20 protein-coding genes and 1 pseudogene are annotated in these 21,928 nt (G+C 71.1%); 12 read left to right on the top strand and 9 right to left on the bottom strand.

All coding sequences use genetic code 11. The annotated features are described in order from the left end of the window. Positions 1 to 251 precede the first annotated feature (251 nt). The gene (locus tag ABZX11_RS16985) at positions 252 to 1,640 is read left to right on the top strand and encodes a DUF1996 domain-containing protein (protein ID WP_354913858.1); all 1,389 of its coding nucleotides are present in this window, start codon (positions 252 to 254) and stop codon (positions 1,638 to 1,640) included. A gap of 30 nt (positions 1,641 to 1,670) precedes the next feature. After that, positions 1,671 to 2,594 (top strand): SCO0930 family lipoprotein, encoded by a 924-nt coding sequence (locus ABZX11_RS16980; RefSeq protein ID WP_354913856.1) that lies wholly within the window; start codon positions 1,671 to 1,673, stop codon positions 2,592 to 2,594. Between the two features lie 942 nt (positions 2,595 to 3,536). Here ABZX11_RS16980 and ABZX11_RS16975 read toward each other — a convergent pair. Then, entirely contained in the window at positions 3,537 to 4,601 is a 1,065-nt protein-coding gene (locus ABZX11_RS16975; protein ID WP_354913854.1) for an Lrp/AsnC family transcriptional regulator, read from the bottom strand. A 68-nt stretch (positions 4,602 to 4,669) separates the two neighbouring features. Here ABZX11_RS16975 and ABZX11_RS16970 point away from each other — a divergent pair, with 68 nt between their 5' ends. From ABZX11_RS16970 to ABZX11_RS16955, 4 genes are read left to right on the top strand one after another with little or no spacing between them, the layout of a single operon-like run. Next, on the top strand, positions 4,670 to 5,863 hold the full coding sequence (locus tag ABZX11_RS16970) for a M20 family metallopeptidase (RefSeq protein WP_354913852.1): 1,194 nt from the start codon (positions 4,670 to 4,672) through the stop codon (positions 5,861 to 5,863). Then, positions 5,863 to 6,066 carry a hypothetical protein gene (locus ABZX11_RS16965; RefSeq protein WP_176176046.1) on the top strand — a complete coding sequence of 68 codons (204 nt, stop codon included), beginning with the start codon at positions 5,863 to 5,865 and terminating at the stop codon, positions 6,064 to 6,066. The genes ABZX11_RS16970 and ABZX11_RS16965 overlap by 1 nt, the downstream gene beginning before the upstream one ends. Continuing rightward, complete coding sequence (locus ABZX11_RS16960; protein ID WP_354913850.1) at positions 6,063 to 7,478, top strand: sodium:solute symporter family protein; 1,416 nt, start codon at positions 6,063 to 6,065, stop codon at positions 7,476 to 7,478. The genes ABZX11_RS16965 and ABZX11_RS16960 overlap by 4 nt, the downstream gene beginning before the upstream one ends. Continuing rightward, positions 7,475 to 8,677: an amidohydrolase family protein gene (locus ABZX11_RS16955; RefSeq protein ID WP_176176048.1), complete on the top strand. Its 1,203-nt coding sequence runs from the start codon at positions 7,475 to 7,477 to the stop codon at positions 8,675 to 8,677. Before ABZX11_RS16960 ends, ABZX11_RS16955 begins: the two co-directional genes overlap by 4 nt. A gap of 35 nt (positions 8,678 to 8,712) precedes the next feature. Here ABZX11_RS16955 and ABZX11_RS16950 read toward each other — a convergent pair whose 3' ends face one another. Next, entirely contained in the window at positions 8,713 to 9,510 is a 798-nt protein-coding gene (locus tag ABZX11_RS16950) for an alpha/beta hydrolase (protein WP_176176049.1), read from the bottom strand. A 43-nt stretch (positions 9,511 to 9,553) separates the two neighbouring features. Here ABZX11_RS16950 and ABZX11_RS16945 point away from each other — a divergent pair, with 43 nt between their 5' ends. After that, positions 9,554 to 9,943, top strand: a complete 390-nt coding sequence (locus ABZX11_RS16945; RefSeq protein ID WP_354913848.1) for a RidA family protein — start codon at positions 9,554 to 9,556, stop codon at positions 9,941 to 9,943. Here ABZX11_RS16945 and ABZX11_RS16940 read toward each other — a convergent pair. After that, a complete protein-coding gene (locus ABZX11_RS16940; protein WP_354913846.1) occupies positions 9,927 to 11,084 on the bottom strand; it encodes a steroid 3-ketoacyl-CoA thiolase in 1,158 nt (385 codons plus the stop codon). The genes ABZX11_RS16945 and ABZX11_RS16940 overlap by 17 nt on opposite strands. A gap of 232 nt (positions 11,085 to 11,316) precedes the next feature. Between ABZX11_RS16940 and ABZX11_RS16935 the strand changes: the two genes are divergently transcribed. Next, positions 11,317 to 12,543: a cytochrome P450 gene (locus tag ABZX11_RS16935; protein WP_217709685.1), complete on the top strand. Its 1,227-nt coding sequence runs from the start codon at positions 11,317 to 11,319 to the stop codon at positions 12,541 to 12,543. Here the strand turns inward: ABZX11_RS16935 and ABZX11_RS16930 are convergent. Then, positions 12,515 to 13,096 carry a dienelactone hydrolase family protein gene (locus tag ABZX11_RS16930; protein WP_354913843.1) on the bottom strand — a complete coding sequence of 194 codons (582 nt, stop codon included), beginning with the start codon at positions 13,094 to 13,096 and terminating at the stop codon, positions 12,515 to 12,517. The two genes, ABZX11_RS16935 and ABZX11_RS16930, sit on opposite strands and share 29 nt — an antisense overlap. A 35-nt stretch (positions 13,097 to 13,131) precedes the next feature. Here ABZX11_RS16930 and ABZX11_RS16925 point away from each other — a divergent pair, with 35 nt between their 5' ends. Together ABZX11_RS16925 and ABZX11_RS16920 are read left to right on the top strand one after the other, a co-directional pair. Further along, the gene (locus ABZX11_RS16925; RefSeq protein WP_176176054.1) at positions 13,132 to 13,923 is read left to right on the top strand and encodes a transglutaminase family protein; all 792 of its coding nucleotides are present in this window, start codon (positions 13,132 to 13,134) and stop codon (positions 13,921 to 13,923) included. A 49-nt stretch (positions 13,924 to 13,972) separates the two neighbouring features. Next, positions 13,973 to 14,992, top strand: a complete 1,020-nt coding sequence (locus tag ABZX11_RS16920; protein WP_354913841.1) for a YhjD/YihY/BrkB family envelope integrity protein — start codon at positions 13,973 to 13,975, stop codon at positions 14,990 to 14,992. Here the strand turns inward: ABZX11_RS16920 and ABZX11_RS16915 are convergent, their stop codons facing one another. The 4 genes from ABZX11_RS16915 to ABZX11_RS16900 form a co-directional block, all read right to left on the bottom strand. Next, complete coding sequence (locus tag ABZX11_RS16915) at positions 14,993 to 16,156, bottom strand: thiolase domain-containing protein (protein ID WP_354913839.1); 1,164 nt, start codon at positions 16,154 to 16,156, stop codon at positions 14,993 to 14,995. Further along, complete coding sequence (locus ABZX11_RS16910; protein WP_354913837.1) at positions 16,153 to 17,166, bottom strand: thiolase domain-containing protein; 1,014 nt, start codon at positions 17,164 to 17,166, stop codon at positions 16,153 to 16,155. The genes ABZX11_RS16915 and ABZX11_RS16910 overlap by 4 nt, the downstream gene beginning before the upstream one ends. A gap of 7 nt (positions 17,167 to 17,173) precedes the next feature. Beyond that, the gene (locus tag ABZX11_RS16905; protein WP_354913836.1) at positions 17,174 to 18,151 is read right to left on the bottom strand and encodes an OB-fold domain-containing protein; all 978 of its coding nucleotides are present in this window, start codon (positions 18,149 to 18,151) and stop codon (positions 17,174 to 17,176) included. Positions 18,152 to 18,233: 82 nt separating this feature from the next. Continuing rightward, positions 18,234 to 19,022, bottom strand: coding sequence for a crotonase/enoyl-CoA hydratase family protein (locus ABZX11_RS16900; protein ID WP_176176060.1), 789 nt, complete (start codon positions 19,020 to 19,022; stop codon positions 18,234 to 18,236). A 62-nt stretch (positions 19,023 to 19,084) separates the two neighbouring features. On the opposite strand from ABZX11_RS16900, the gene ABZX11_RS16895 reads away from it, so the two are divergent. Both ABZX11_RS16895 and ABZX11_RS16890 read left to right on the top strand, forming a co-directional pair. Continuing rightward, a complete protein-coding gene (locus ABZX11_RS16895; protein WP_354913834.1) occupies positions 19,085 to 20,701 on the top strand; it encodes an acyl-CoA synthetase in 1,617 nt (538 codons plus the stop codon). A 13-nt stretch (positions 20,702 to 20,714) separates the two neighbouring features. After that, positions 20,715 to 21,815 (top strand): nitronate monooxygenase family protein, encoded by a 1,101-nt coding sequence (locus ABZX11_RS16890; protein WP_354913832.1) that lies wholly within the window; start codon positions 20,715 to 20,717, stop codon positions 21,813 to 21,815. A 28-nt stretch (positions 21,816 to 21,843) separates the two neighbouring features. Here the strand turns inward: ABZX11_RS16890 and ABZX11_RS16885 are convergent. Beyond that, positions 21,844 to 21,918: pseudogene (locus ABZX11_RS16885) on the bottom strand (TetR family transcriptional regulator); the annotation flags it as partial. Positions 21,919 to 21,928: the final 10 nt, after the last annotated feature.

The raw sequence follows: 21,928 nt of genomic DNA, 5'->3' as shown, positions 1-21,928 counted from the left end.
TCGTGACCTGGGTGAATGCTGTCCGGTTGCGTTCTTGTAGATAACGAACAGATAACGGACCGGTCGCTTTTGAACCTCGGGCCGCTCGGGTCCGTATCCCCCAATGCATCCCCCGATGCATCCCGACAGCCGGAACCGCAAGCATCCCCACTCGGGTTCCGTGCGATCTCGAGCTCAATAAACGGTAGTTCTTGCCCGGGCTGCCGCGCCGTTGGCGCGCGCCCGGAATAACGAACGAGGTGAACTAGTCTATGGCCCGGAATTCTCGGTCCCCCGTGACGGGCAAGCACCGCGTTGCCCGCCGAACCAAGATCGCGATGGGTGCGATCGGCCTGGCGATCGCCGTCGGCGCACTCGCCGTCGCGGTCACCGCGGGCCGCACGGGCGAAGCCAGCGCGGACCCGGCGGACCCGTCGTTCTACATCGACATCAACAAGGTTCCCGCCGGCAGCAACGTGAACGCGGCCCTGAAGGGGAAGGGCGCGAAGGGCTCCTTCACCGTCGACTGTGGAACGAACGCGGACGGCTCGCACCACAACCCGGACAACTTCATCGCGCAGCCCGGGATCAAGAACGGTGCCCAGCACCTGCACGACTACGTCGGCAACGTGACGACCGACGCCGACTCCAGCCTCAAGAGCCTCCTCGCCGGCGGCACCACCTGCAAGAACGGTGACAAGTCGGCGTACTTCTGGCCCGTCATCCGGATCGACCGCGAGGACAACGCGACCAACCAGAGCAAGAACCAGAAGGCCAAGCAGGAGCAGCAGGGCAAGACCGGCGACGTCCAGCAGGACAAGAGCCAGCAGGACGCCAAGGACGCGCAGGAGCAGCGTCAGGGCGGCGGCCAGGCCGGCCGGGGCGCCCGGCAGCAGGGCGACCAGAACGACGGTCAGCAGCAGGACCGGCAGCGCCGTCAGCAGAACAACCAGCAGCAGGACCAGAACCAGCAGGACCAGAACCAGCAGAACCAGCAGGACCAGAACCAGCAGCAGGACAAGAACCAGCAGGACCAGAACAAAAACCAGCAGAACCAGCAGAACCAGAACCAGGCGCAGCAGGAGGAACTCGGCGGTCCGCAGGGCGCGAACGAAGAGGTCGGCGACAACGACGGCGAGATCATCGAGCCGGAGTCTGCGACGCTGAAGTTCATCGGCGGCGGCGCGCGGAACGTCGTCGCGATGCCGCTCGGCCTGAAGATCCTCTACGGTGACGCCAAGCAGAGCACCAACGGCCCGAAGAACGCCCGGCCCAGCTGGACCTGCACCGGGTTCGAGGACCGGCTCACCGACAAGTACCCGATCTGCCCGCAGGGCAGCAAGGTCGAGCGGATCCACGCCTTCCCGAACTGCTGGGACGGCAAGAACACCGACAGCGCGGACCACCGCAGCCACATCGTGTTCGCCGACCAGCAGGGCAAGTGCCCGCAGGGCTTCAAGAACGTGCCGCAGCTGCAGGTGACCCTGGTGTACAACGTCCCGCAGGACGTCCAGCAGAACAAGCAGTACAAAGTGGACGCTTTCGCGCAGGAAGAGCACAACCCGAAGTCCGACCACGACGACTTCGCGAACGTGATGAGCAAGCAGATCATGGGCCGCCTGGTCAACTGCATCAACTCCGGCAAGGTCTGCGCCGAATAACCCCTCTGCAAGCGGGAAGGAGAACCTCCGATGAACCGTGCTCGCCCGGCTGCCGCCGCATCGATCACCTTCGCCGGACTCGCGCTGGTCGCGGCCTGCGGGACCAACCCGTACGCCACGTCCGGAGCCGTCCAGCCGGTGGTGCTCGGGGCGCAGCAGCAGCCGGCGAGCGCGGTTCCGGCCGGTGCCACGGCGCAGCTGATGACGTCTACAGTGGACGCACTGGGCACGGTGCTGGCCGACGGTGAAGGGCACACGCTCTACCGGTACGCGAAGGACACGGCCGAGCCGTCGAGCGCGAACTGCGCCGGCCCGTGCGCGACGACGTGGCCGCCGCTGATCTCCGACGCCCCGGCGGTGGCCGCCGGGATCGACAGCGCGCTGGTCGGCCAGGTCACCCGGCCCGACGGCCGCAAGCAGGTCACGGTCGCCGGCTGGCCGGTCTACCGGTTCGCGAAGGACACCGGGCCGGGCCTCGCGCTCGGCCGCGGGGTCAGCGCGGACTGGGCCCCGATCACGCCGGCGGGGGAGAAGGCGGGCACCGAGCGGCCGACCCTCGGCATCACGCAGATCGACGGCCTCGGGCCCGTCCTCACGGACGCGGACGGCCGTTCGGTGTACCTGTTCACCAAGGACGGCCGCGGTGCCGGCAAGTCCACCTGCACCGGCGCGTGCGCGCAGAAGTGGCCGCCGCTGCTCGCGAACGGCCGCATCACGGTCCCCGACGGGATGGACGCGGGCCTGGTCGGCCGCATCCGCCGGGAGGACGGCACCACACAGGTGACGGTGGGCGGCTGGCCGGCGTACACGTACGCGGCGGACGAGCCCGGAGAGGCAACCGGCCACGGAACGGACGGCACGTGGTTCGCGCTGGAGCCGAACGGCTGCAAGGCGGAGCCCACGCAGCGCCCACCGGTCCAGCAGGCCAGAGCGACGAACCCCGGCGGGTACTGACCCGCCCCACGATCCCCGGCCCGGCGGACACTTCCCTCCACCTCACCCCCCGAGTCCGCCGGGCCGGTTGCACCACCCCTCGACCGCGGGACTCCCTCCCGCACCACCTGCGGGCCCCCGCCCGCCCGACCCGCGAGACCCAGGTCCCCCACCCACTGCGGGATTCACTCCCGCACCCGAGCCCCGGCCCGGTGGACGCTTCCCTCCACCTCACCCCCCTTGTCCGCCGGGCCGGTTGTTTCACCGCAGGAAATCGCGGGGCTTCGGTCCCGCACCCCGAGCCCCGGTCCGGTGGACGCTTTCCCTCCACCTCACCCCCCAGTCCGCCGGGCCGGGATACCTCACCACCGATCCGGTCAGCCGGATCAGCGAAGGAGGAGAAGGCGGGAGTCGCTCCCGCCCGAGAGTTCCGGCCCGGTGGACACTTCCCTCCACCTCACCCCGGTCCACCGCGCCGGAACCTCCCCAATCACGCGAGATGCCCTCCCAATCACGCGAGATCCCCCTCCAATCACGCGAGATGCCCTCCTGATCACACGAGATACCCGCCCAGTCACACGAGATACCTCCCCAGTCACACGAGATACCCCTCCAGCGAGCGAGATCCGGCCCCGATCACGCGACTTCCGTGGCTGATCACGCGACTTCCGCCCCGAATCACGCGAGACACGCCCCGAAGCCCCGGCCGGTGACCGCCCCTCGGTCACCGGGCCGGATCCGAGTCAGTCCGAAGTAGGCCCGGACCAAACCCGAACAGCGGTAAAAGCAGGGCCGAGCGGGGCCTAACTCAACCGGCCCGCACAGAACCAAGCCAGACCGGAGCGAGCCGAACCGGCTGAAGCAAAACTGAACCGAGCCGGCCGGAACCAAGTCCGCTCCACCTGGGCCGACCGGCCCCCAGAACCCCGGTCCCGGGGGATGCTTCCCTCCACCTCACCCCCCTCATTCCCCGGACCGGTGAACGCTGCGGTCCCCGTGCTCCGGCACGGGGACCGTGGCCCAGAAGTCCAGCGGCACCCGCCCGGCGCCCCGGCCCGCGGAGTCGAGCAACCGGCCCATCAGCTTGACAGTCCGCAGCGTCACCGCCCGGCCGGTGATCTCCAGCCACGGCAGCTTCGCCGCCAGCCGGGCCTCCACCGCCAGCACGTCGTGCGGGGATGGCAGCCACAGCACCAGCATCAGGTTCTCCGCCCCCGCCAGTGCCGCGCACATCCGGACCTCCGGCACCACCGCCAGCGACCGCGCCGTCGTCTCCAGCTTGTCCGGCGGTACCCGCAGCCACAGCGTCACCGTCACCGGAGCCGGGGACGCCGAGCGGGCGATCTCGCACCGCACGCGGATCGCGCCACGGCCGAGCAGTCCTTCCAGACGGCGGCGCACCGTCGTCGCGCCGAGGCCGAGCGACTCCGCCAACGCCGCCGCCGAGGCGCGGGCGTCCGCGCCCAGCGCCAGGATCAGGGCCCGGTCCGCCGCGTCGAACCGCAGCGGGGCACGACGGCGGGCCGGCTTGGCCGACAGCGCCTCCCGCTGGCCCGGCGAGATCGCCCGGACCCGCCAGCGGCTGCCCTCGGTGAACATCCGCGGGGACACCGTCGTCCGCACCCGCGTCACGCCCGGCACCGCCGCCACCCGGCCCGCCACGTGCGCCCCCAGCTCGCGCAACGACGGCGCGACGACGTGGGCGAGCAGGTCGCACGGCCCCGCCACCTGCTCGACCGTCGCCACGTGGACGTCGGAAGCCAGCGCGGCAGCCACCGAAAGCACCGCCCCCGGCTCACAGTCGACGGCGACGAACGCCAGCACCAGCCGCGAGACCACCTCCCCGCCGGCGTACGCGGTGAGCCACGCGTCCCCGCGCTCCACCAGTGCGTCCCAGCGGCGGGCCACCGTCACCGCGCTCAGCCCCAGCGCGTCCCCGAGCGTCGACCACGACGCCCGCGGCGCCGCCTGGAGCGCGTCGGCCAGTTTGAGGTCCTGCTCGGCCAACATGGCGGATTCTTCGCTCATCAGCCCTCGAAACGGTGGTTCCGTCGATTTTCCCCGGCCATTGTGCTCGACTCTCCCATGATCGGCGGATGAGCCTGCGATCCGATGCCGCCGCCCTGCTCGACGACCTGGTCGCCCTGCGCCGCGACCTGCACCGCATCCCCGAGATCGGCCTCCACCTGCCGCGCACCCAGGAACGCGTCCTCGCCGCCCTCGACGGCCTGCCGCTCGAAATCACCCTCGGCAAGAACCTGTCGTCGATCACCGCCGTCCTCCGCGGCGCCCGGCCCGGCGGCACCGTCCTCCTGCGCGGCGACATGGACGCGCTCCCGGTCACCGAGGCCAGCGGCGAGGAGTTCTCTTCGACCCTCGACGGCGCCATGCACGCCTGCGGCCACGACCTCCACACGGCGGGCCTGGTCGGCGCGGCCCGCCTGCTCGCCGCCCGCCGGCAGGACCTCGCCGGCGACGTCGTCTTCATGTTCCAGCCCGGCGAAGAAGGCTGGAACGGCGCCGGCCACATGATCGACGAAGGCGTGCTGACGGCGTCCGGCAGGCAGGCCGACGCCGCGTACGGCCTGCACGTCTCCGCGGCGAGCTACGCCAAGGGCCACTTCGTCGCCCGCCCGGGCACGCTGATGGCGGCGTCGGGCGCGCTCGAAGTCCGGGTCAAGGGCGACGGCGGCCACGGCTCGTCCCCGCACGACGCCCGCGACCCGATCCCGGCGGCCTGCGAGATGGTCACCGCGCTGCAGACGATGGTCACCCGCACCTTCGACGTCTTCGACCCGGTCGTGGTCACCGTCGGCTCGTTCCACGCCGGCACCCGCCGCAACATCATCCCGGACGACGCGGTCTTCGAAGCCACGCTGCGGTCGTTCTCGCCGGAGGTCGCGGCCCGGGTCGGCGAGCGCGCGGTGCAGGTCTGCCGCGGCATCGCCCAGGCGCACGGCCTCGACATCGACATCACCTACGAACCCGAGTACCCCGCGACGGTCAACGACGCCGGCGCCTACGACTTCGTCGCCGCCACCATCCGCGACGTCTTCGGCGAGGACCGCTTCACCGAGATGGCCGATCCGATCACCGGTTCGGAGGACTTCTCCCGTGTCCTGGACCGGGTTCCGGGCGCGTACCTGTTCCTCGGCGCCTGCCCGGGCGACCCGGCGACCGCCCCGGACAACCACTCGCCGCGGGCCCGGTTCGACGATCATGTGCTCGGCGACGGCGCCGCGCTGCTGGCCGAACTCGCCGTCCGCCGGCTCGCGCTCCTGGCCGGGTGATGCCCGTGCGCAGCTACCACTGGCCCCCGCTGCTGCCCGTGCTCGCCCTGGTCCTGATGCCGTTCCTGCCGTTCGTCAACACCACCGGGCTGTGGCTCGGCCTGCCGCGGATGATCGTGTGGGGCGCGTTCTGGTGCCTCATGTTCACCCCGGCGCTGCTGCTCTCGGAACGCCTGATGCGCGCGGGGGAGGGCGACGGATGATCCTCGCCTTCACCCTCGCGGGCATCGCGCTGATCGGCGTCCTCGGCTTCGTCGGCCGCCGCCGTCCGGCCGCGGACCTGGCCGAGTGGACCGTCGGCGGCCGCCGCTTCGGCGCCGTGACGATGTGGTTCCTGCAGGCGGGGGAGGTGTTCACCACCTTCACCTTCCTCGGCATGGCCGGCCTCGCCTTCTCCGGCGGCGTCGCCGCGATGTACGCGCTGCCGTACGTCCCGATCGCCTACGTCGTGCTGTTCTTCCTCGCGAAACGCCTGTGGACGCTGGGCAAGGAGCGCGGCTACCTCACCCAGGGCGACTTCCTCGAGGACCGCTACCGCAGCCGCACGCTCGGGACGCTGTCCGCCGTGCTCGGCGTGGTGTTCGTGCTGCCGTACCTGCAGCTGCAGATCACCGGGCTCGGGCTGATCGTCCGGCTGGTCACCGGCGACACCGCGTCCGGGACCTTGAGCATGGTGGCCGGCAGCGTGCTGGTGGTCGCGTTCGTGCTGTGGGCCGGCTTGCGCGGCGTGGCGGCGACGTCGTACTTCAAGGACGGCATCATGCTCGTCGCGCTGGTGGTGCTGATCGTCGCCGTGCCGACGCACTTCGCCGGCGGCATTCCCGCGGTGTTCCGCAAGGTCGAGCAGCTGCACCCGGAGAAGTTGTTCCTCCACAGTGGACCGAACGACCACGTCTGGTTCGTGACCAGCATGCTGGTCAGCGCGATCGGCGTCGGGCTGATGACGCTGCCGCACTCGTGGCCGGCGCTGATGTCCGCGCGCGACCCGAAGGTGCTGCGCCGCAACTACGCCTGGATGCCGGTGTACGAGCTGTGCCTGCTGCTGCCGATGGTCATCGGGTTCGCGGCGATCCTCGTGGTACCCGAAGGGAGCGACCCGAATGGAGTATTGCTGACGCTCTCGAAGGACGCCTTGCCCGGGTGGGTGACGGGGATCGTGGTGGTCGCCGCGACGGCCACCGCGATGGTGCCGGCGGCGGGGATCCTGATCGGCATCTCCTCGCTGGTGGCCCGGAACATCGTGCGCGTCCGCAGCGGCCGCCGTCAGTTCTGGATCAACCACGGCACGGTTGTGGTCGCGAGTACGCTGGCCCTCGTGCTCGGCATCTTCCGGCCGGATCTGCTGGCCAACCTGCTGTTGCTGACCTATTCGGGCTCGGTCCAGCTGGCGCCGGCCAACCTGCTGGGGTTCCTGCGGCGCGTGCCGGTCGGCAAGGGCCCGGTGCTGGCCGGGCTGGTCGCCGGCGAGCTCGTGGTGCTCTGGCTGACCTTTGTGGACACTCAGCTGGTGGGCACGGTGAACGTCGGCCTGGTCGGGCTGGGCGTGAACGTCGTCGTGCTCGCTTCGGTCGCGGCGGTGGCGCCGCGGAAGACGGCTCTCGTGGAGGCGGCGTGACGCGCACGGTGTTCACCGGCGGCTCGGTTTTCGACGGCACCGGAGCGGACCCCGCCCCGGCCGACGTCGTCGTCGAGCACGGCCGGATCGTCGACGTCGGCACCGGCCTCGACGGCGACGAGGGCGTCGACTGCACGGGCACGGTGCTGCTGCCCGGGCTGTTCGACTGCCACGTGCACGTGACGGTTTCGGACATCGGCCTGCTGGCGCGGGTGCAGAAGCCGTTCTCCTACCAGTTCTACGAAGCCGCGCGGAACCTGTGGGCGACGCTGGGCCTGGGCATCACGACGGTCCGCGACGCGGCGGGTGCCGACCTCGGCATCAAGCAGGCGGTGGACGACGGCCTGATCCCGGGGCCGCGGCTGCAGATTTCGGTCGGGCTGATCAGCCCGACCGGCGGCCACGGCGACGCGTGGCACCCGTCCGGGTTGTGCGTGCCGCTGATGGTCCCGCACCCGGGCCGGCCGGAGACCACGGTCGACGGCCCCGACGAGATGCGCCGGGTGGCCCGGACGCTGCTGCGCGCGGGCGCCGACGTGCTCAAGGTGTGCACGACCGGCGGCGTCCTGTCCCCGCGCGACGACCCCCGGCACTCCCAGTTCACGCCGGAGGAGCTGGACGTCCTGGTCACGGAGGCGGCGATGCAGGGCCGCCCGGTGATGGCGCACGCCCAGGGCGCGGCGGGCATCAAGAACGCGGTCCGCGCGGGCGCGCGCTCGATCGAGCACGGGATCTATTTGGACGACGAAGCGATCGAGCTGATGCTGGGCCACGGAACCTGGCTGGTCCCGACGCTGATCGCCCCGGTCAACGTGGTCCGCGCGGCGGACGCGGGCGTGGACCTCCCGGCGGCGGTGGTGGCGAAGGCCCGCGAAGTGGTGGAGGTCCACCGGGAGTCGGTCCGCCGCGCGTACGCGGCGGGGGTCCGCATCGCAATGGGCACGGACAGCGGCGTGGGGCCGCACGGGACGAACCTCGAGGAACTGGCCCTGATGGCGGCGTGCGGCATGCCACCGGGTGAGGTCTTGGAGGCAACGACGTCGTCGGCGGCCCGGTTGATGGGGCTGGACGGCGAACTGGGCCGGCTGGAGCCGGGGCTGCGCGCGGATGTTGTGGTGGTGGAGGGGGATCCTTACGACTTCCCGGCGCTGGCGTCGAACATCCGCGAGGTCTGGAAGGACGGCATCCGGGTGGTCTGACGCCGTGTCGTCCACCCCGGTACGCGTGTCGTCCGTCAGGATTCGGGGTTCAACAGGTCCTTCAGCGCCGCAGCGAATTTCGCCGGGTTCCGCTGTGGTGCCAGGTGGGATCCCGGCATCTCGGTGAACGGCAACCCCAGCTCCAACGCCAGGATCTTCGCCGGCTGGTAGTGGTACCGGCCCCGGCTGCCCTCGCCGGCCACCGGGATGATCTCCGTGCTCGCCTTCCGCAGCGCCCGCAGGTCCGGCAGGTAGTCGAAGAACTCCGTCAGCTCGCGGTCGAACAACCGGATCCAGTCGGCCTCGTGCGGAAGGCGGAGGTTGGGCAGGTTCGGCAGGGCCGCTCCGGCGATGGCGTCCGCGAACCGGGTCACCGCCGTCATCAGCTCGCCCGCGCGGGCCAGCCGGACCTGTTCCGCCGCCGCCTCCAGCCAGCCTTCCGCGTCCGGCATCAGGTGGACCGCCGGGGGCTCGTGCGCCACCAGCGTCGTCACGTGGTCCGGGTGGCGGGCGACGAGGTCGAGGCCGATCAGGGCACCCGCGCTCGAGCCGAACACCTGGGCCGGGCCGCCGGCCGCGTGCTCGAGGACCGCCAGCGCGTCGTCCGCCTGCAGGGAAACCGGGACCGGGCCGGTCGTGGTGTCCGTGCTGCCGAAGTGGCCTCGGCGGTCGTAGGTGATCACGGTGTAGTCCGCGTACAGCTGCTTCGCCAGCGCGCGGTAGGCGTCGCCCGATCCGGTGCCGCCCGCGATCAGCAGCAGGGCCGGGCCCTCCCCGCCGCGGCGGACGAGGAGCTCGCCGTCCTCCACCGGGCAACGGCTTTCCGAGATCATGCATCGAAGTGAAGCACAAGGGCCGCAAGCTAATGTGCGCGGTATGACGGAACGGCGAGCGATCCTCAGCGGGTCCGTGTTCGAGGAACACATCGGCTACGCCAGGGCCGTGGTGCACGGCGACCGGGTGTACGTCTCGGGCACCACCGGCTTCGACTACGCGACGATGACGATCGCCGAAGACGTCGTCGAGCAGGCGGCCCAGTGCCTGCGCAACATCGAGGCGGCGCTGGCGGAGGCGGGCTGCACGTTCGCGGACGTGGTCCGCGTCCGCTACCTGCTGCCCGCGCGCGCGGACTTCGAGCCGTGCTGGCCGGTGCTGCGCAAGGCGTTCGCCGAGGTCCGCCCGGCCGCGACGATGCTGGAGTGCGGCCTGGCGGACCCGCGCATGAAGATCGAGATCGAGGTGGACGCGGTCAGAGCCGCTCGATGATCGACGCGGTGGCCAGTGCTCCGCCCGCGCACATCGTCACCAGCGCCGTCGAGGCGTCCCGGCGCTCCAGCTCGTGCAACGCCGTCGTCAGCAGGCGGGCTCCCGTGCTGCCCACCGGGTGACCGAGGGCGATCGCGCCCCCGTTGACGTTCACCCGGGACGGGTCCGGCGCCACCACCTGCTGCCACGACAGCGCGACCGACGCGAACGCCTCGTTGACCTCGAACAGGTCCACGTCACCCACCGTCATCCCGGCACGGGCCAGCACGCGTTCCGTCGCGCGGATCGGGCCGTCCAGGTGGTAGTACGGCTCCGCGCCGACCAGGGCCTGTGCCACGATCCGGGCGCGCGGACGCAGGCCCAGCTCCGCCGCGCGGTCCGCGTCCAGCAGGAGCAACGCCGCCGCGCCGTCGGAGATCTGGGACGACGTGCCCGCCGTGTGGATGCCGTCCTCGACCACCGGCTTCAGCCGCGCGAGCCCTTCGACCGTCGTCTCGCGCAGGCCCTGGTCGCGGGCGACCAGGCGGGTCTCCCCGGTCGGCGAGCCGTCGGAAGACAGCACCGGCGCCTTCACCGGCACGACTTCGCGGTCGAAATGTCCGGCTTCCCACGCCGCCGCGGCCTTCTGCTGCGACAAAGCGCCGAACGCGTCGACGTCGGACCGGGTCAACCCGCGGCGGACCGCGATCCGCTCGGCCGCGCCGTACTGGTTCGGCAGGTCGATCGACCACGACGACGGCCGCGGGGACGCGCCCGCGCGGTTCGTGCCCAGCGGCACCCGGCTCATCGCCTCGACCCCGCACGCGACGCCGGCCTCGATGGCGCCGGCCGCGATCAGGCCGGCGATCAGGTGGGTGGCCTGCTGCGCCGAGCCGCACTGCGCGTCGATCGTCGTCGCGCCCGCCGTCTCCGGCAGGCCCGCGTGCAGCCACGCCGTGCGCGTCACGTTGTTGGACTGCTCACCGGCCTGCGTGACGCAGCCGCCGATGAGCTGCTCGACCAGCGCGGGGTCGATCCCGGCGCGGTCCAGCAGGGCGAGCTGCGCGGCGCCCAGCAGCTCGGCCGCGTGCAGGCCGGCCAGCAGACCGTTCCGCTTGCCGATCGGGGTCCGCACGGCTTCGACGATGACCGGCACGCCCATGTCGTCCCTTTCGTCGGGAAACACTGTTCACTGCCCCAAAAACTAGAACAAGTTATCGTTCTGTGCAAGTCTGCCCAGCTTCGGCCCGTTCTTGATCTTCCCGAGGTGAGCGCACGCTCACCTGGGCATCATCGGTTAAGTAAACGGGTTTCACTTACGGTCTTCCGTTGGTAAACGCCGTATGCTTCAATCCAACCTAGAACGTGTTCCAAGCCGAACCGTGGGAGGCAACGTGGCCGCTCCGCTCATCCCCGCCGGGTTCGACTTCACCGATCCCGATCTCCTCGCAGAACGGCTCCCCGTCGCCGAGTTCGCGGAACTCCGGCGGACCGCTCCGGTGTGGTGGAACCCCCAGAAGCACAACACCGCGGGCTACCGCGACGACGGCTACTGGGTCGTCTCGCGCCACGCGGACGTCAAGGAGGTCTCGCGCGACAGCACGCTGTACTCGTCGCGGGAGAAGACCGCCATCATCCGCTTCGACGAGAACATGACCGAGGACAACCTCGAGGCGAACCGCCTGGTGCTGCTCAACATGGACGCCCCGCAGCACACCAAGCTGCGGCGGATCGTGTCGAAGGGCTTCACCCCGCGCTCCATCTCGAGGCTCGAGGACACCCTGCGCGACCGCGCCGAGCGGATCGTGCACGAGGCGCGCAAGAAGGGCTCGGGCGACTTCGTCACCGACGTCGCGTGCGAGCTGCCGCTGCAGGCCATCGCCGAGCTGATCGGCATCCCGCAGGACGACCGGCTCAAGATCTTCGACTGGTCCAACCAGATGGTCGCCTACGACGACCCCGAGTACGAGGTCGCCCCGCTGGAGGCCTCCGCCCAGCTGGTCGGGTACGCCTGGAACATGGCCGAGGACCGGCGCAAGTGCCCGATGGACGACATCGCCACCAAGCTCGTCCAGGCCGACGTCGACGGCGAATCGCTCGGCTCCGACGAGTTCGGCTTCTTCGTCATCCTGCTCGCGGTGGCCGGCAACGAGACCACGCGCAACGCCATCACCCACGGGATGAAGGCGTTCCTGGACCACCCGGACCAGTGGGCGCTGTACAAGGAGGAGCGGCCGAAGACCGCGCCGGACGAGATCGTCCGCTGGGCCAGCCCGATCGTGGCGTTCCAGCGCACGGCCACCCGCGACACCGAGCTCGGCGGAGCGCAGATCAAAAAGGGCGACCGGGTCGGCATGTTCTACAGCTCGGCCAACTTCGACCACGAGGTCTTCCAGGACCCGGAGAAGTTCGACGTCCTCCGCGAGGACAACCCGCACGTCGGCTTCGGCGGAACGGGCTCGCACTACTGCATCGGCGCCAACCTGGCCCGGCTGGAGATCGACCTGATCTTCAACGCGATCGCGGACGTGATGCCGGACATCACCGAGGCGGCACCCCCGGTGCGGCTGCGGTCGAGCTGGCTCAACGGGATCAAGCACTACCCCGTCGACTACGGCTGAGGAACTCCTCGACGCGGTCCCAGGTGAGCGCGGCCGCGGCCGCGTCGTACTCCGGGCCGTCCGCGTCGGTGTAGAAGTGGCCGAGGCCCGGGTAGGCGAACACCCGGGCCTCGGCGCCCACCCGTTCCGCGGCCGCGCGCCACGCGGCGACCTGCGCCGGGGGCGCGATCGGGTCGGGGTCGGCGACGTGGACCTGCACCGGCAGGCCCGCGCGGACCCCGGCCGGCAACGCCCCCACGGCGTGCACCAGGACCACGCCCGCGGTACCCGGCCGGTGCGGCAGCACGGTCCCGACGACCCCGGCGCCCATCGACACGCCGATGAGCGCGGTCTCGGCGGGCAGGTCGCGCACCGCGTGCAGGGCCCGGTCGGTGATGGTCTCCCAGCCCACGGCATCCTTCAGTGCGAAGCCCTCTTCGAGCGTCGAGGCCGTCCGGCCGGCGTAGAGGTCCGGGGTGGTGACGCGGTGCCCCGCCGCCCGCAGGCGGCCGGCGAGGCCGAGTTCGACGGGCCGCAGTCCCAGCACGGAGTGGAACACCACGATGTCGCTCACCCGGCAATCCTGCCAGGAGGTGACAGAATGGGCCGATGGCAGTGCGAGCGACCGTGGACGTCGAATTCGCCGTCCGCGTCACCAAGCCCGGGCCCGCCGCGATCTCCGTCTCCGCGGCGCACGCCGACACCGAAGAGCTGACCGTCTCCTGGCACGGCGAGAGCGAGCCGGTCGAGTTCGAGCACGGCACCCGCGCCGAGGTCTTCGACCTGCCCGAAGGTGAGCACCGCATCACCTACCACGCCGAGCGGGCGCTGACCGACCCCGAACCCGAGCCCGTCACCCTCAAGGACGTCGCCGTGTTCACCCGGCCGAGCCGGTACTGCCCGTCCGATCGCGTCGGCGGGCTGGTGCCGCCGGAGATCGTCGAGCTCGAAGACCGGCGGGAGCAGGTCGAAGCCATCGTCCGGCACGTCCACGCGCGACTGTCCTATGTGGTCGGTTCAAGCCGGCCCGCCGACGACGCGATCGACACCCTCCTGGCCGGCGAAGGCGTCTGCCGCGACTTCGCCCACGTCTGCATCACCCTCTGCCGGTTCCTCGACATCCCCGCCCGGTACACCGGCGTCTACGCGCCCGGGCTCGCGCCGATGGACTTCCACGCCGTCTTCGAAGCCGCCGTCGACGGGCATTGGTACGTCTTCGACGCCACCCGGCTCGCGCCGCGGCAGACCCTGCTGCGGATCTCCACCGGGCGGGACGCCGCCGACACGGCCTTCCTCGCCACGTTCGGGTGCGAGCTCGACTTCCTGGGCAGCACCGTCTTCGCCACCACCGACGCCGCGCTGCCCACCGACGACGGGTCCGGGCTGGTCGTTCTGGGTTGACCCGCGTGTTGCCTGCGCGAACTCGGCCGCGGCTGGGTAGACAGTCTTCGTGAAGAGTTCCCCGAAGGCGCCGAGCCCCTGGGCCCGGGCACGCGCCCGGTACCGGTGGCTGGACCACCTCGCCCGCGCGACCAACCGCTACATCGACTCCGGCGGGTACCACTACGTCGCCTCGATCACCTACTTCAGCCTGCTGTCGCTGGTGCCGCTGCTGATGGTCGCCTCGTCGGTCGCCGGGTTCGTGCTGGCCACCCAGCCGCACCTGCTCGACACGCTGGTGCACGCGATCGTGTCCACGCTGCCCGGGGCGCTCGGTGACAAGGCCACCGAACTGCTCACCGGCTTCGTCGAGCAGCGGACCAGCGTCGGGGTGCTCGGCCTGGCCATCGGGCTGTACTCGGGCTGGAACTGGATGAACGCCGTGCGGGACTCGCTGACCGCGCTCTGGGGGCAGAACCGGTCGGACCAGTCGCTGCTGCGGCTGATCCTCGTCGACCTGCTCGCGCTGCTCGGCCTGAGCGCGGCGCTGATCGTGTCGTTCACCCTCACCATCTCCGGCACCGCGCTCGGCGGCTGGCTGCTCCGGCTCGCCGGGCTCGACGACACGAGCTGGGGGCACCAGCTCGTGTCGGCCTCCTCGGTGCCGCTGTCGCTGGCCGCCGACTGGCTGGTGTTCCTCTGGGTGCTGACCCGGCTGCCGCGGCAGAAGGTCGGCGTGCGCAGCGCGGTCCGCGGCGCGGTCGCGATGGCCGTCGGGTTCGAGGTGCTGAAGCTGGCCGGCGGGTTCTACTTGCGGCTCATCGGCGACTCGCCGACCGGGATCGCGTTCGGCTCGGTCATCGGCCTGATCTTCTTCATCTCGCTGGTCGCCCGGCTGCTCGTCTTCGTCACGGCGTGGACGGCAACCGGCTCGGACGCACCGCCGCGGCCGGTCCAGCCGCCGGCCCCGGTGGTGCTGGAGCCGACGGTCGTGGTGGATCCGCCGATCGCCGTGCCCGCGACGGTCGGTGTGGTCACCGGGGTGCTCGGCACTCTGCTCGCGCTGCGGTGGCGGCGCTCCCGGCGGTGATCAGCTCGGCTTCTCCGAGCCGACCAGCCACATCGAGAAGTACTGGGACCCGCCGCCGTAGGCGTGGCCGAGCGCGCGGCGGGCGCCGTCGACCTGGTAGTCCCCGGCCCGGCCCATGACCTGCTTGGCCGCTTCGGAGAACCGGAGCATGCCGGACGCGCCGATCGGGTTGGAGGACAGCACGCCGCCCGAGGGGTTGCACGGCAGGCGGCCGCCGATCGCCGTCTCGCCCTTCTCGGTGACCTTCCAGCCCTCGCCCTCCGGGGCGAAACCCAGGTTCTCCAGCCACATCGGCTCGAACCACGAGAACGGCACATAGATCTCCGCGACGTCCACTTCGGACATCGGGTCGGTGATGCCCGCCTCGGCCCACAGCGCGGCCGCGGCCTCGCGCCCGGCCCGCGGGTTCACCTGGTCGCGGCCGGCGAACGTGGTCGGCTCGGTGCGCATCGCCGTCGCGTGCACCCAGGCCGCGCCGCCTTCGACCGCGTCCCCGGCGGCCTCGTCGCCGAGCACCATCGCGCACGCGCCGTCGGACGACGGGCACGTCTCGTCGTAGCGGATCGGATCCCACAGCATCTGCGACGCCCGCACCGACTCCACCGTGATGTCCGGCTGCCGCAGGTGCGCAAAGGGATTCAGGGCGCCGTTGCGCCGGTCCTTCGCCGCGACGATCGCCCCGACGTGCTCGGGCGCGCCCGACCGGCGGATGTAGGAGCGCACGTGCGGCGCGAAGTAGCCGCCCGCACCGGCGCCGACCGGCATCTGGAACGGCGGCAGGATCGACAGGCCCCACATCGCGTTCGACTCGGACTGCTTTTCGTAGGCCACCGTGAGCACCCGCCGGTGCACGCCCGCCTGGATCAGCGACGTCGCCACCAGCGCCGTCGAGCCGCCCACCGAACCGGCGGTGTGCACGCGCAGCAGCGGTTTCCCGGTCGCGCCGAGCGAATCGGCGAGGAACAGCTCGGGCATCATCACGCCCTCGAACAGGTCCGGCGCCTTGCCGAGCACGACGGCGTCGATGTCGGCCCACTCCACCTGGGCGTCGAGCATGGCGCGGTCGATCGCCTCGCGCAGCAGGCCCGGCATGGAGACGTCCTGCCGCTTGGCGCGGTGGTGCGTCTGGCCGGTGCCGAGCACGGCGGTGAGCTGCTTGGTCATCGGGCCTCCAGCACGGTCACCAGGTTCTGTTGCAGGGCCGGCCCGCTCGTCGCGTGCGCCACGGCCTTGCGGGATTCGCCGCGGTGGATCCGGACCGCCGCTTCGCCGATCCGGGCGAGCCCGGCGGAGAACATCGGGTTCGCGGCCAGCGCGCCACCGGACGGGTTGATCTTCACGCCGTCGCCGAGTCCGAGCGCGCTGCGCAGGATGAGCTCCTGGTGCGTGAAGGGCGCGTGCAGCTCGGCGAGGTCGACGCCGTCGAGGTCCAGCGCCTTGGCCGCCGCCTCGGTGGACGGCGACCGCGTCAGGTCTCGGGCGCCGAGCACGGGGGAGTCGACGCGGTGCTCGATGCCGGTGAGCACCGCCGGACGCTCGACGATGTCCCGCGCACGTTCCACAGTGGACAGGACGACCACCGCGGCGCCGTCGGTGATCGGCGCGATGTCGTGCCGCCGCAACGGATCCGCGTAGTACGGCGTGTCGAGCAGCTCGGCGACGTCCTGGCCGGTCCCGCGCGCGGCGACCTCGGCGAGGTCCTTTTCGGACCACAGCCCGGCCTCCAGGCCCAGCCGCGCCTGGATCCCGGCGATCGACACCGAGTCCGGCCACAGCGGCGTGACGACGTACGGGTCGAGCTGCAGGGCGAGCACCCGGCGCAGCCGGCCGGCGCTGGACTTGCCGAAGCCGTAGACGAGCGCGGTCTCGACCTCGCCCATCTTGATCTTCAGCCAGGCCTCGTACAGCGCCCAGGCGGCGTCCATCTCGACGTGCGACTCGTGGATCGGCGGGAACGCCCCGATCGCGTCGACCGCGGCGATGAAGGAGAACGCGCGCCCGGCCAGGTAGTCCGACGAGCCGGAGCACCAGAACCCGATGTCCTTCTTGGACAGCCCGGTCTGCGCGAAGACCTCGGCGAAGATCGGGACGAGCATCTCGACGCCGTTGGTGGTGCCCGGCGTTTCGCGGACGTTGGGGGCCTTCGCGAAGCCCGCGATGGCGACGTCTGGCATCAGGACCTCACAGGTGGTGGGCGAAGGTTTCGTAGGCCGCGTCCGGCTCGCCGGTCGGCTCGAAGTGGCTGATGTTCTCCAGCGACGTCCACCACTCCTCGCGCGGCTTCCACGCGGCACGCACCCGCATGCCCATCTTGACGTCCTCGGCGGCGCAGCCGAGGACGAGGTGCAGGAAGGCGATGTCGGCGCCGTCGAGCAGGATGTACGCGGCGACGTACGGCGGCTTGATCCGCTGGCCGAGGAACGGGACGTTGACGATGCAGAACGTGGTGACGATGCCGGTGTCGGGCAGCTCGACCTCTTCGGTGGTCGGCACGCCGTCGGTCGGGCAGGCCCCGCGCGGCGGGATGTAGACCTTGCCGCAGGCGGGGCAGCGCTGGCCGATCATCTTGCCTTCGGCGAGCCCCCGCAGGTAGGTGCTCTCCTCGGGCGAGGCGGAGTGCATGTACTCGAGGTGCACGGGCGTGATGACGACGCTGATCGGGGCGCCTTCCTCGCGCTCGGCGACCGGGGGAGCGGGCTCGGTGGGCGTGGTGTCCTCGGCGTCCACCGGCAGGAAGTAGGCGATGTCGCGGATGTGCCCCACGGTCTCGTCGGCCCAGCGCACCCGCACCCGCTGTCCACTGTGGATCTTCGACGGCGACCCGGCGTCGACGGCGTGCAGCATCGGGGTGTCGGCCCCGTCGAGCTGCACGAGCGCCCAGGCGAACGGCCGGCTCAGCGGCTGGCCGTCGAGCGGCTCCGGGCACCACGACCAGGAGACGACGGTGCCTTCCTCGGCGACGGGGACGAACTCGCCGAGCTGTTCGGCGGTCACCGGGTCGTACTCGACCGGCGGGACGTGCACCCGGCCGTCGCTGCCCCGGATGCCCTCGATGCGGTGGTCACGCAGCGCGGTGACGAACCGCCCGAGAACGGGCCCGGTCGAGCGCGTGTAGTCGAAGCCGACGTTCAGTGGTGCCGCAAGCGGTGTCTCGGTCACGTCCTTGAGTGAAACATGTTCTCGTTCCGGCGACAAGATTCCTCCGCGGGCTGGATCTCTGTGAAAAGGAACGCGTTCTCGGTCAGCGGCCGTTGAAGTCGGGCTTTCGCTTCTCCGAGAAGGCTCGCGGCCCCTCCTTGGCGTCCTCCGACGCGAACACCTCGATCCCGTACTGCGAGTCCAGCTTGAACGCCTCTTCCTCGTGCAGGCCCTCGGTGTCGCGGATCGTCCGCAGGATGGCCCGCACCGCCAGCGGCCCGTTCGCGTTGACCAATGCGGCCAGCTCCAGGGCCTTCGAGAGCGCGGTCCCGTCCGGCACCACGTGCCCGATCAGGCCGATCGCCAGCGCTTCGGCGGCGGACAGGTGCCTTCCGGTCAGCAGGATGTCCGCGGCCACCGTGTACGGGATCTGCCGCGGCAGCCGGACCGCCGAGCCGCCCATCGGGAACAGGCCCCAGCGGGCCTCCGACACCCCGAAGCGGGCCGACTCGCCGGCCACCCGGATGTCCGTTCCCTGGAGGATCTCGGTCCCGCCCGCGATCGCCGGCCCCTCGACCGCCGCGATCAGGGGTTTTGTCAGCCGACGGCCCTTCAGCAGGCCCGGGATCCGCGAAGGGTCGAACTTGCCCGACGCGAACGACTCCGACGGCGAATTCTTCGACATCGACTTCAGGTCCGCGCCCGCGCAGAACGCGCCGCCCGCGCCGGTGAGGATGCAGCTGCGGATCGAGTCGTCCGAGTCGACGCGGTCCCAGGCGTCGACCATGATCGACATCATCTCGCCGGTGATCGCGTTGCGCGCCTCGGGCCGGTTCATCGTGACGACGAGGGTCTGCCCCTCCTGTGACACCAGCGCGTGCGGTTCACCCACGGAAGACCTCCTGAAGGAGCAGTGCCATTGCCCGGAACGATAACATGTTCTACTTTGAGGGCGTGGCACTCAACATCGCGGATCTTCTGGAGCACGCCGTCGACGCCGTGCCGGAGCGCGTCGCGGTCGTGTGCGGCGACCGGCGAGTCACCTTCGCCGAACTGGAGGCGCGGGCCAACCGGCTCGCCCACCACCTCGCCGCGCACGGCGTGGGACGCGGGTCCCACATCGGGGTCTATTCCCGCAACTCGATCGAGGCCCTGGAGGCGATGATCGCGGCGTACAAGCTGCGCGCGATCGCCGTCAACGTCAACTACCGGTACGTGCACGGCGAACTCGTCTACCTGTTCAACGACGCCGAGATCGTCGCGCTCGTCCACGAGCGCAGCTACGCCGACAAGGTGCGGGCCGCCCTGCCCGAGGCGCCGAAACTGAAACACGTTGTCGTGATCGACGACGGCAGTGACGGCGACTACGAGGGCTACGGCGGGGTCGACTACGAGGCCGCGCTCGCCGCGGAGAGCCCGGAGCGCGACTTCGGAGAACGCTCGGGCGACGACCTCTACATCCTCTACACCGGCGGCACCACGGGCTACCCCAAGGGCGTGCTCTGGCGGCAGGAGGACGTCTGGCGCGCGCTCGGCGGCGGGATCAACTTCGTCACCGGCGAATACATCCCGGACGAGTGGACGCTCGCCGAGCAGGGCAAGGCCGGGAGCCTGACCCGGCTGCCCGCCGCGCCGCTGATCCACGGCGCCGCGCAGTGGGCCGCGTTCGGTGCGCTGTTCACCGGCAGCCCGGTGGTCTTCGTGCCCCGCTTCGACGCCCACGAGATCTGGAAGGCCGTGCAGGAGCACAAGGTCCAGGTCCTCACCATCGTCGGCGACGCCATGGCGCGCCCGCTCATCGAGGCCTTCCGCGAGGGTGACTACGACGCTTCGTCGATCGTCGCGGTGTCGAGCCACGCCGCGCTGTTCTCGCAGTCGGTGAAGCAGGAGTTCGTCGAGCTCGTGCCCAACGCGGTGATCACCGACGCGATCGGCTCGTCCGAGAGCGGCTTCACCGGCATCGGCATGGTGGCCAAGGGCTCCGACCACAGTGCGGGCCCGCGGGTGAACTTCGGCCAGGACGCCATCCTGCTCGACGACGACGGCAACGTCGTCGAGAAGAAGCCCGGCGCGGTCGGGCTGATCGGCCGCCGCGGGCACGTCCCGCTCGGCTACTACGGCGATCCCGAGAAGAGCAAGAAGATCTTCGTCGAGGTCGGCGGCGTCCGGTACGTCGTCCCGGGCGACTACGCCCGCTACGAGGAGGACGGCACGGTCACGCTGCTCGGCCGCGGCTCGCAGTGCGTGAACACCGGCGGCGAGAAGGTCTACCCGGAGGAGGTCGAAGGGGCGCTCAAGTCGCACCCCGACGTCTTCGACGCGCTCGTCATCGGCGTCCCGGACGAGCGGCTCGGCCAGCGCGTCGCCGCCGTCGTCCAGCTGCGCGAGGGCGCTTCACCGGACCTCGCCGCCATCGAAGAACACGCCCGCGGGCAGATCGCCGGGTACAAGGTGCCGCGGACGGTCTGGCTGGCCGACGAGATCGGCCGCTCGCCGAGCGGCAAGCCGGACTACCCGTGGGCCCAGCGCTACGCCGCCGAGCACGAACCGGCCGCGGCCCAGCCCGTCTGAGGAGGACGAACACGTGCGGACACCCCTGTGCGACCGGCTCGGCATCGACCTGCCGATCGTCGGGTTCACCCCGTCGGAGCACGTCGCCGCGGCGCTCAGCCGCGCCGGCGGGCTCGGCGTGCTCGGCTGCGTGCGGTTCAACGACGCCGCCGAGCTCGACCGGGTGCTCACCTGGATGGACGAGAACACCGGCGGGAAACCGTACGGCGTCGACATCGTCATGCCGGCGAAGGTGCCCGCCGAGGGCACCCAGGTCGATCTGGCCAAGCTCATCCCGGACGGGCACCGCGCGTTCGTCGACCGCGTCCTGAAGGAGCTTTCGGTCCCGCCGCTGCCGGACGACACCGACGAGCGCGCGGGGGTGCTCGGCTGGCTGCACTCGGTCGCCCGCTCGCACGTCGAGGTCGCGCTGAACCACCCGATCAAGCTGATCGCCAACGCGCTCGGCTCGCCGCCGCCGGACGTCATCGGCCAGTGCCACGATCGCGGTGTGCCGGTGGCGGCGCTGGCCGGGAAGGCCGAGCACGCGGTGCGGCACGTCGAAAACGGCGTCGACTTCGTGGTGGCGCAGGGCTACGAAGCCGGTGGGCACACCGGCGAAATCGCGTCCATGGTGCTGGTGCCGGAGATCGTCGACGCGGTCGACGTGCCGGTGCTCGCCGCGGGCGGGATCGGGACCGGCCGCCAGGTGGCCGCGGCGCTCGCGCTCGGCGCGTCCGGCGTCTGGATGGGCTCGACGTGGCTCACCACCGAGGAGTACCTGGAGACCATGGCGACGTCGGGGGCGATCCAGCAGGCGCTCGTCGCGGCGTCGTCGTCCGACACCGTGCGGACGCGGATCTACACCGGCAAGCCGGCCCGGCTGCTCAAGACCCGCTGGACCGAGGCGTGGGCCGCGCCGGACGCGCCCGAGCCGTTGCCGATGCCGCTGCAGAACCTGCTGGTTTCCCCGGCCCACAACCGGATCCACGCGACGAACGACCCCGGCCTGGTGTCGATGCCGGTCGGGCAGATCGTCGGCCGGATGAACGCGGTCCGCCCGGTCGCCGAGGTCGTCGCCGAACTCGTGTCCGGTTACGAAGAAGCACTGTCCCGATTGGACAAGACGCGCTGAAGGGGGCCCGCCGCGGCGCCTTGGCGAGCCCGGCGCGGCGGGCGATGTCCGAGACCGACGCCTCGATGCCGTGTTCGGCGAACTCTTCCTCGGCCGCGGCCAGGACGCGTTCA

It is taken from the genome of Amycolatopsis sp. NPDC004169, from assembly GCF_040610315.1.
In the GTDB taxonomy this organism is placed as follows: Bacteria; Actinomycetota; Actinomycetes; order Mycobacteriales; family Pseudonocardiaceae; genus Amycolatopsis.
Note: the sequence above shows the minus strand (reverse complement) of the source record. Positions and strands in the feature narration are given on the sequence as shown.

What these genes read in the sequence shown, in the direction of transcription:
- ABZX11_RS16945 (WP_354913848.1), top strand. Translation starts at nt 9,554, where the DNA reads ATGACGGAACGGCGAGCGATCCTCAGCGGGTCCGTGTTCGAGGAACAC.
- ABZX11_RS16940 (WP_354913846.1), bottom strand. Translation starts at nt 11,084, where the DNA reads ATGGGCGTGCCGGTCATCGTCGAAGCCGTGCGGACCCCGATCGGCAAG.
- ABZX11_RS16965 (WP_176176046.1), top strand. Translation starts at nt 5,863, where the DNA reads ATGCCCGTGCGCAGCTACCACTGGCCCCCGCTGCTGCCCGTGCTCGCC.
- ABZX11_RS16960 (WP_354913850.1), top strand. Translation starts at nt 6,063, where the DNA reads ATGATCCTCGCCTTCACCCTCGCGGGCATCGCGCTGATCGGCGTCCTC.
- ABZX11_RS16985 (WP_354913858.1), top strand. Translation starts at nt 252, where the DNA reads ATGGCCCGGAATTCTCGGTCCCCCGTGACGGGCAAGCACCGCGTTGCC.
- ABZX11_RS16980 (WP_354913856.1), top strand. Translation starts at nt 1,671, where the DNA reads ATGAACCGTGCTCGCCCGGCTGCCGCCGCATCGATCACCTTCGCCGGA.
- ABZX11_RS16950 (WP_176176049.1), bottom strand. Translation starts at nt 9,510, where the DNA reads ATGATCTCGGAAAGCCGTTGCCCGGTGGAGGACGGCGAGCTCCTCGTC.
- ABZX11_RS16915 (WP_354913839.1), bottom strand. Translation starts at nt 16,156, where the DNA reads ATGACCAAGCAGCTCACCGCCGTGCTCGGCACCGGCCAGACGCACCAC.
- ABZX11_RS16970 (WP_354913852.1), top strand. Translation starts at nt 4,670, where the DNA reads ATGAGCCTGCGATCCGATGCCGCCGCCCTGCTCGACGACCTGGTCGCC.
- ABZX11_RS16975 (WP_354913854.1), bottom strand. Translation starts at nt 4,601, where the DNA reads ATGAGCGAAGAATCCGCCATGTTGGCCGAGCAGGACCTCAAACTGGCC.
- ABZX11_RS16910 (WP_354913837.1), bottom strand. Translation starts at nt 17,166, where the DNA reads ATGCCAGACGTCGCCATCGCGGGCTTCGCGAAGGCCCCCAACGTCCGC.
- ABZX11_RS16925 (WP_176176054.1), top strand. Translation starts at nt 13,132, where the DNA reads ATGGCAGTGCGAGCGACCGTGGACGTCGAATTCGCCGTCCGCGTCACC.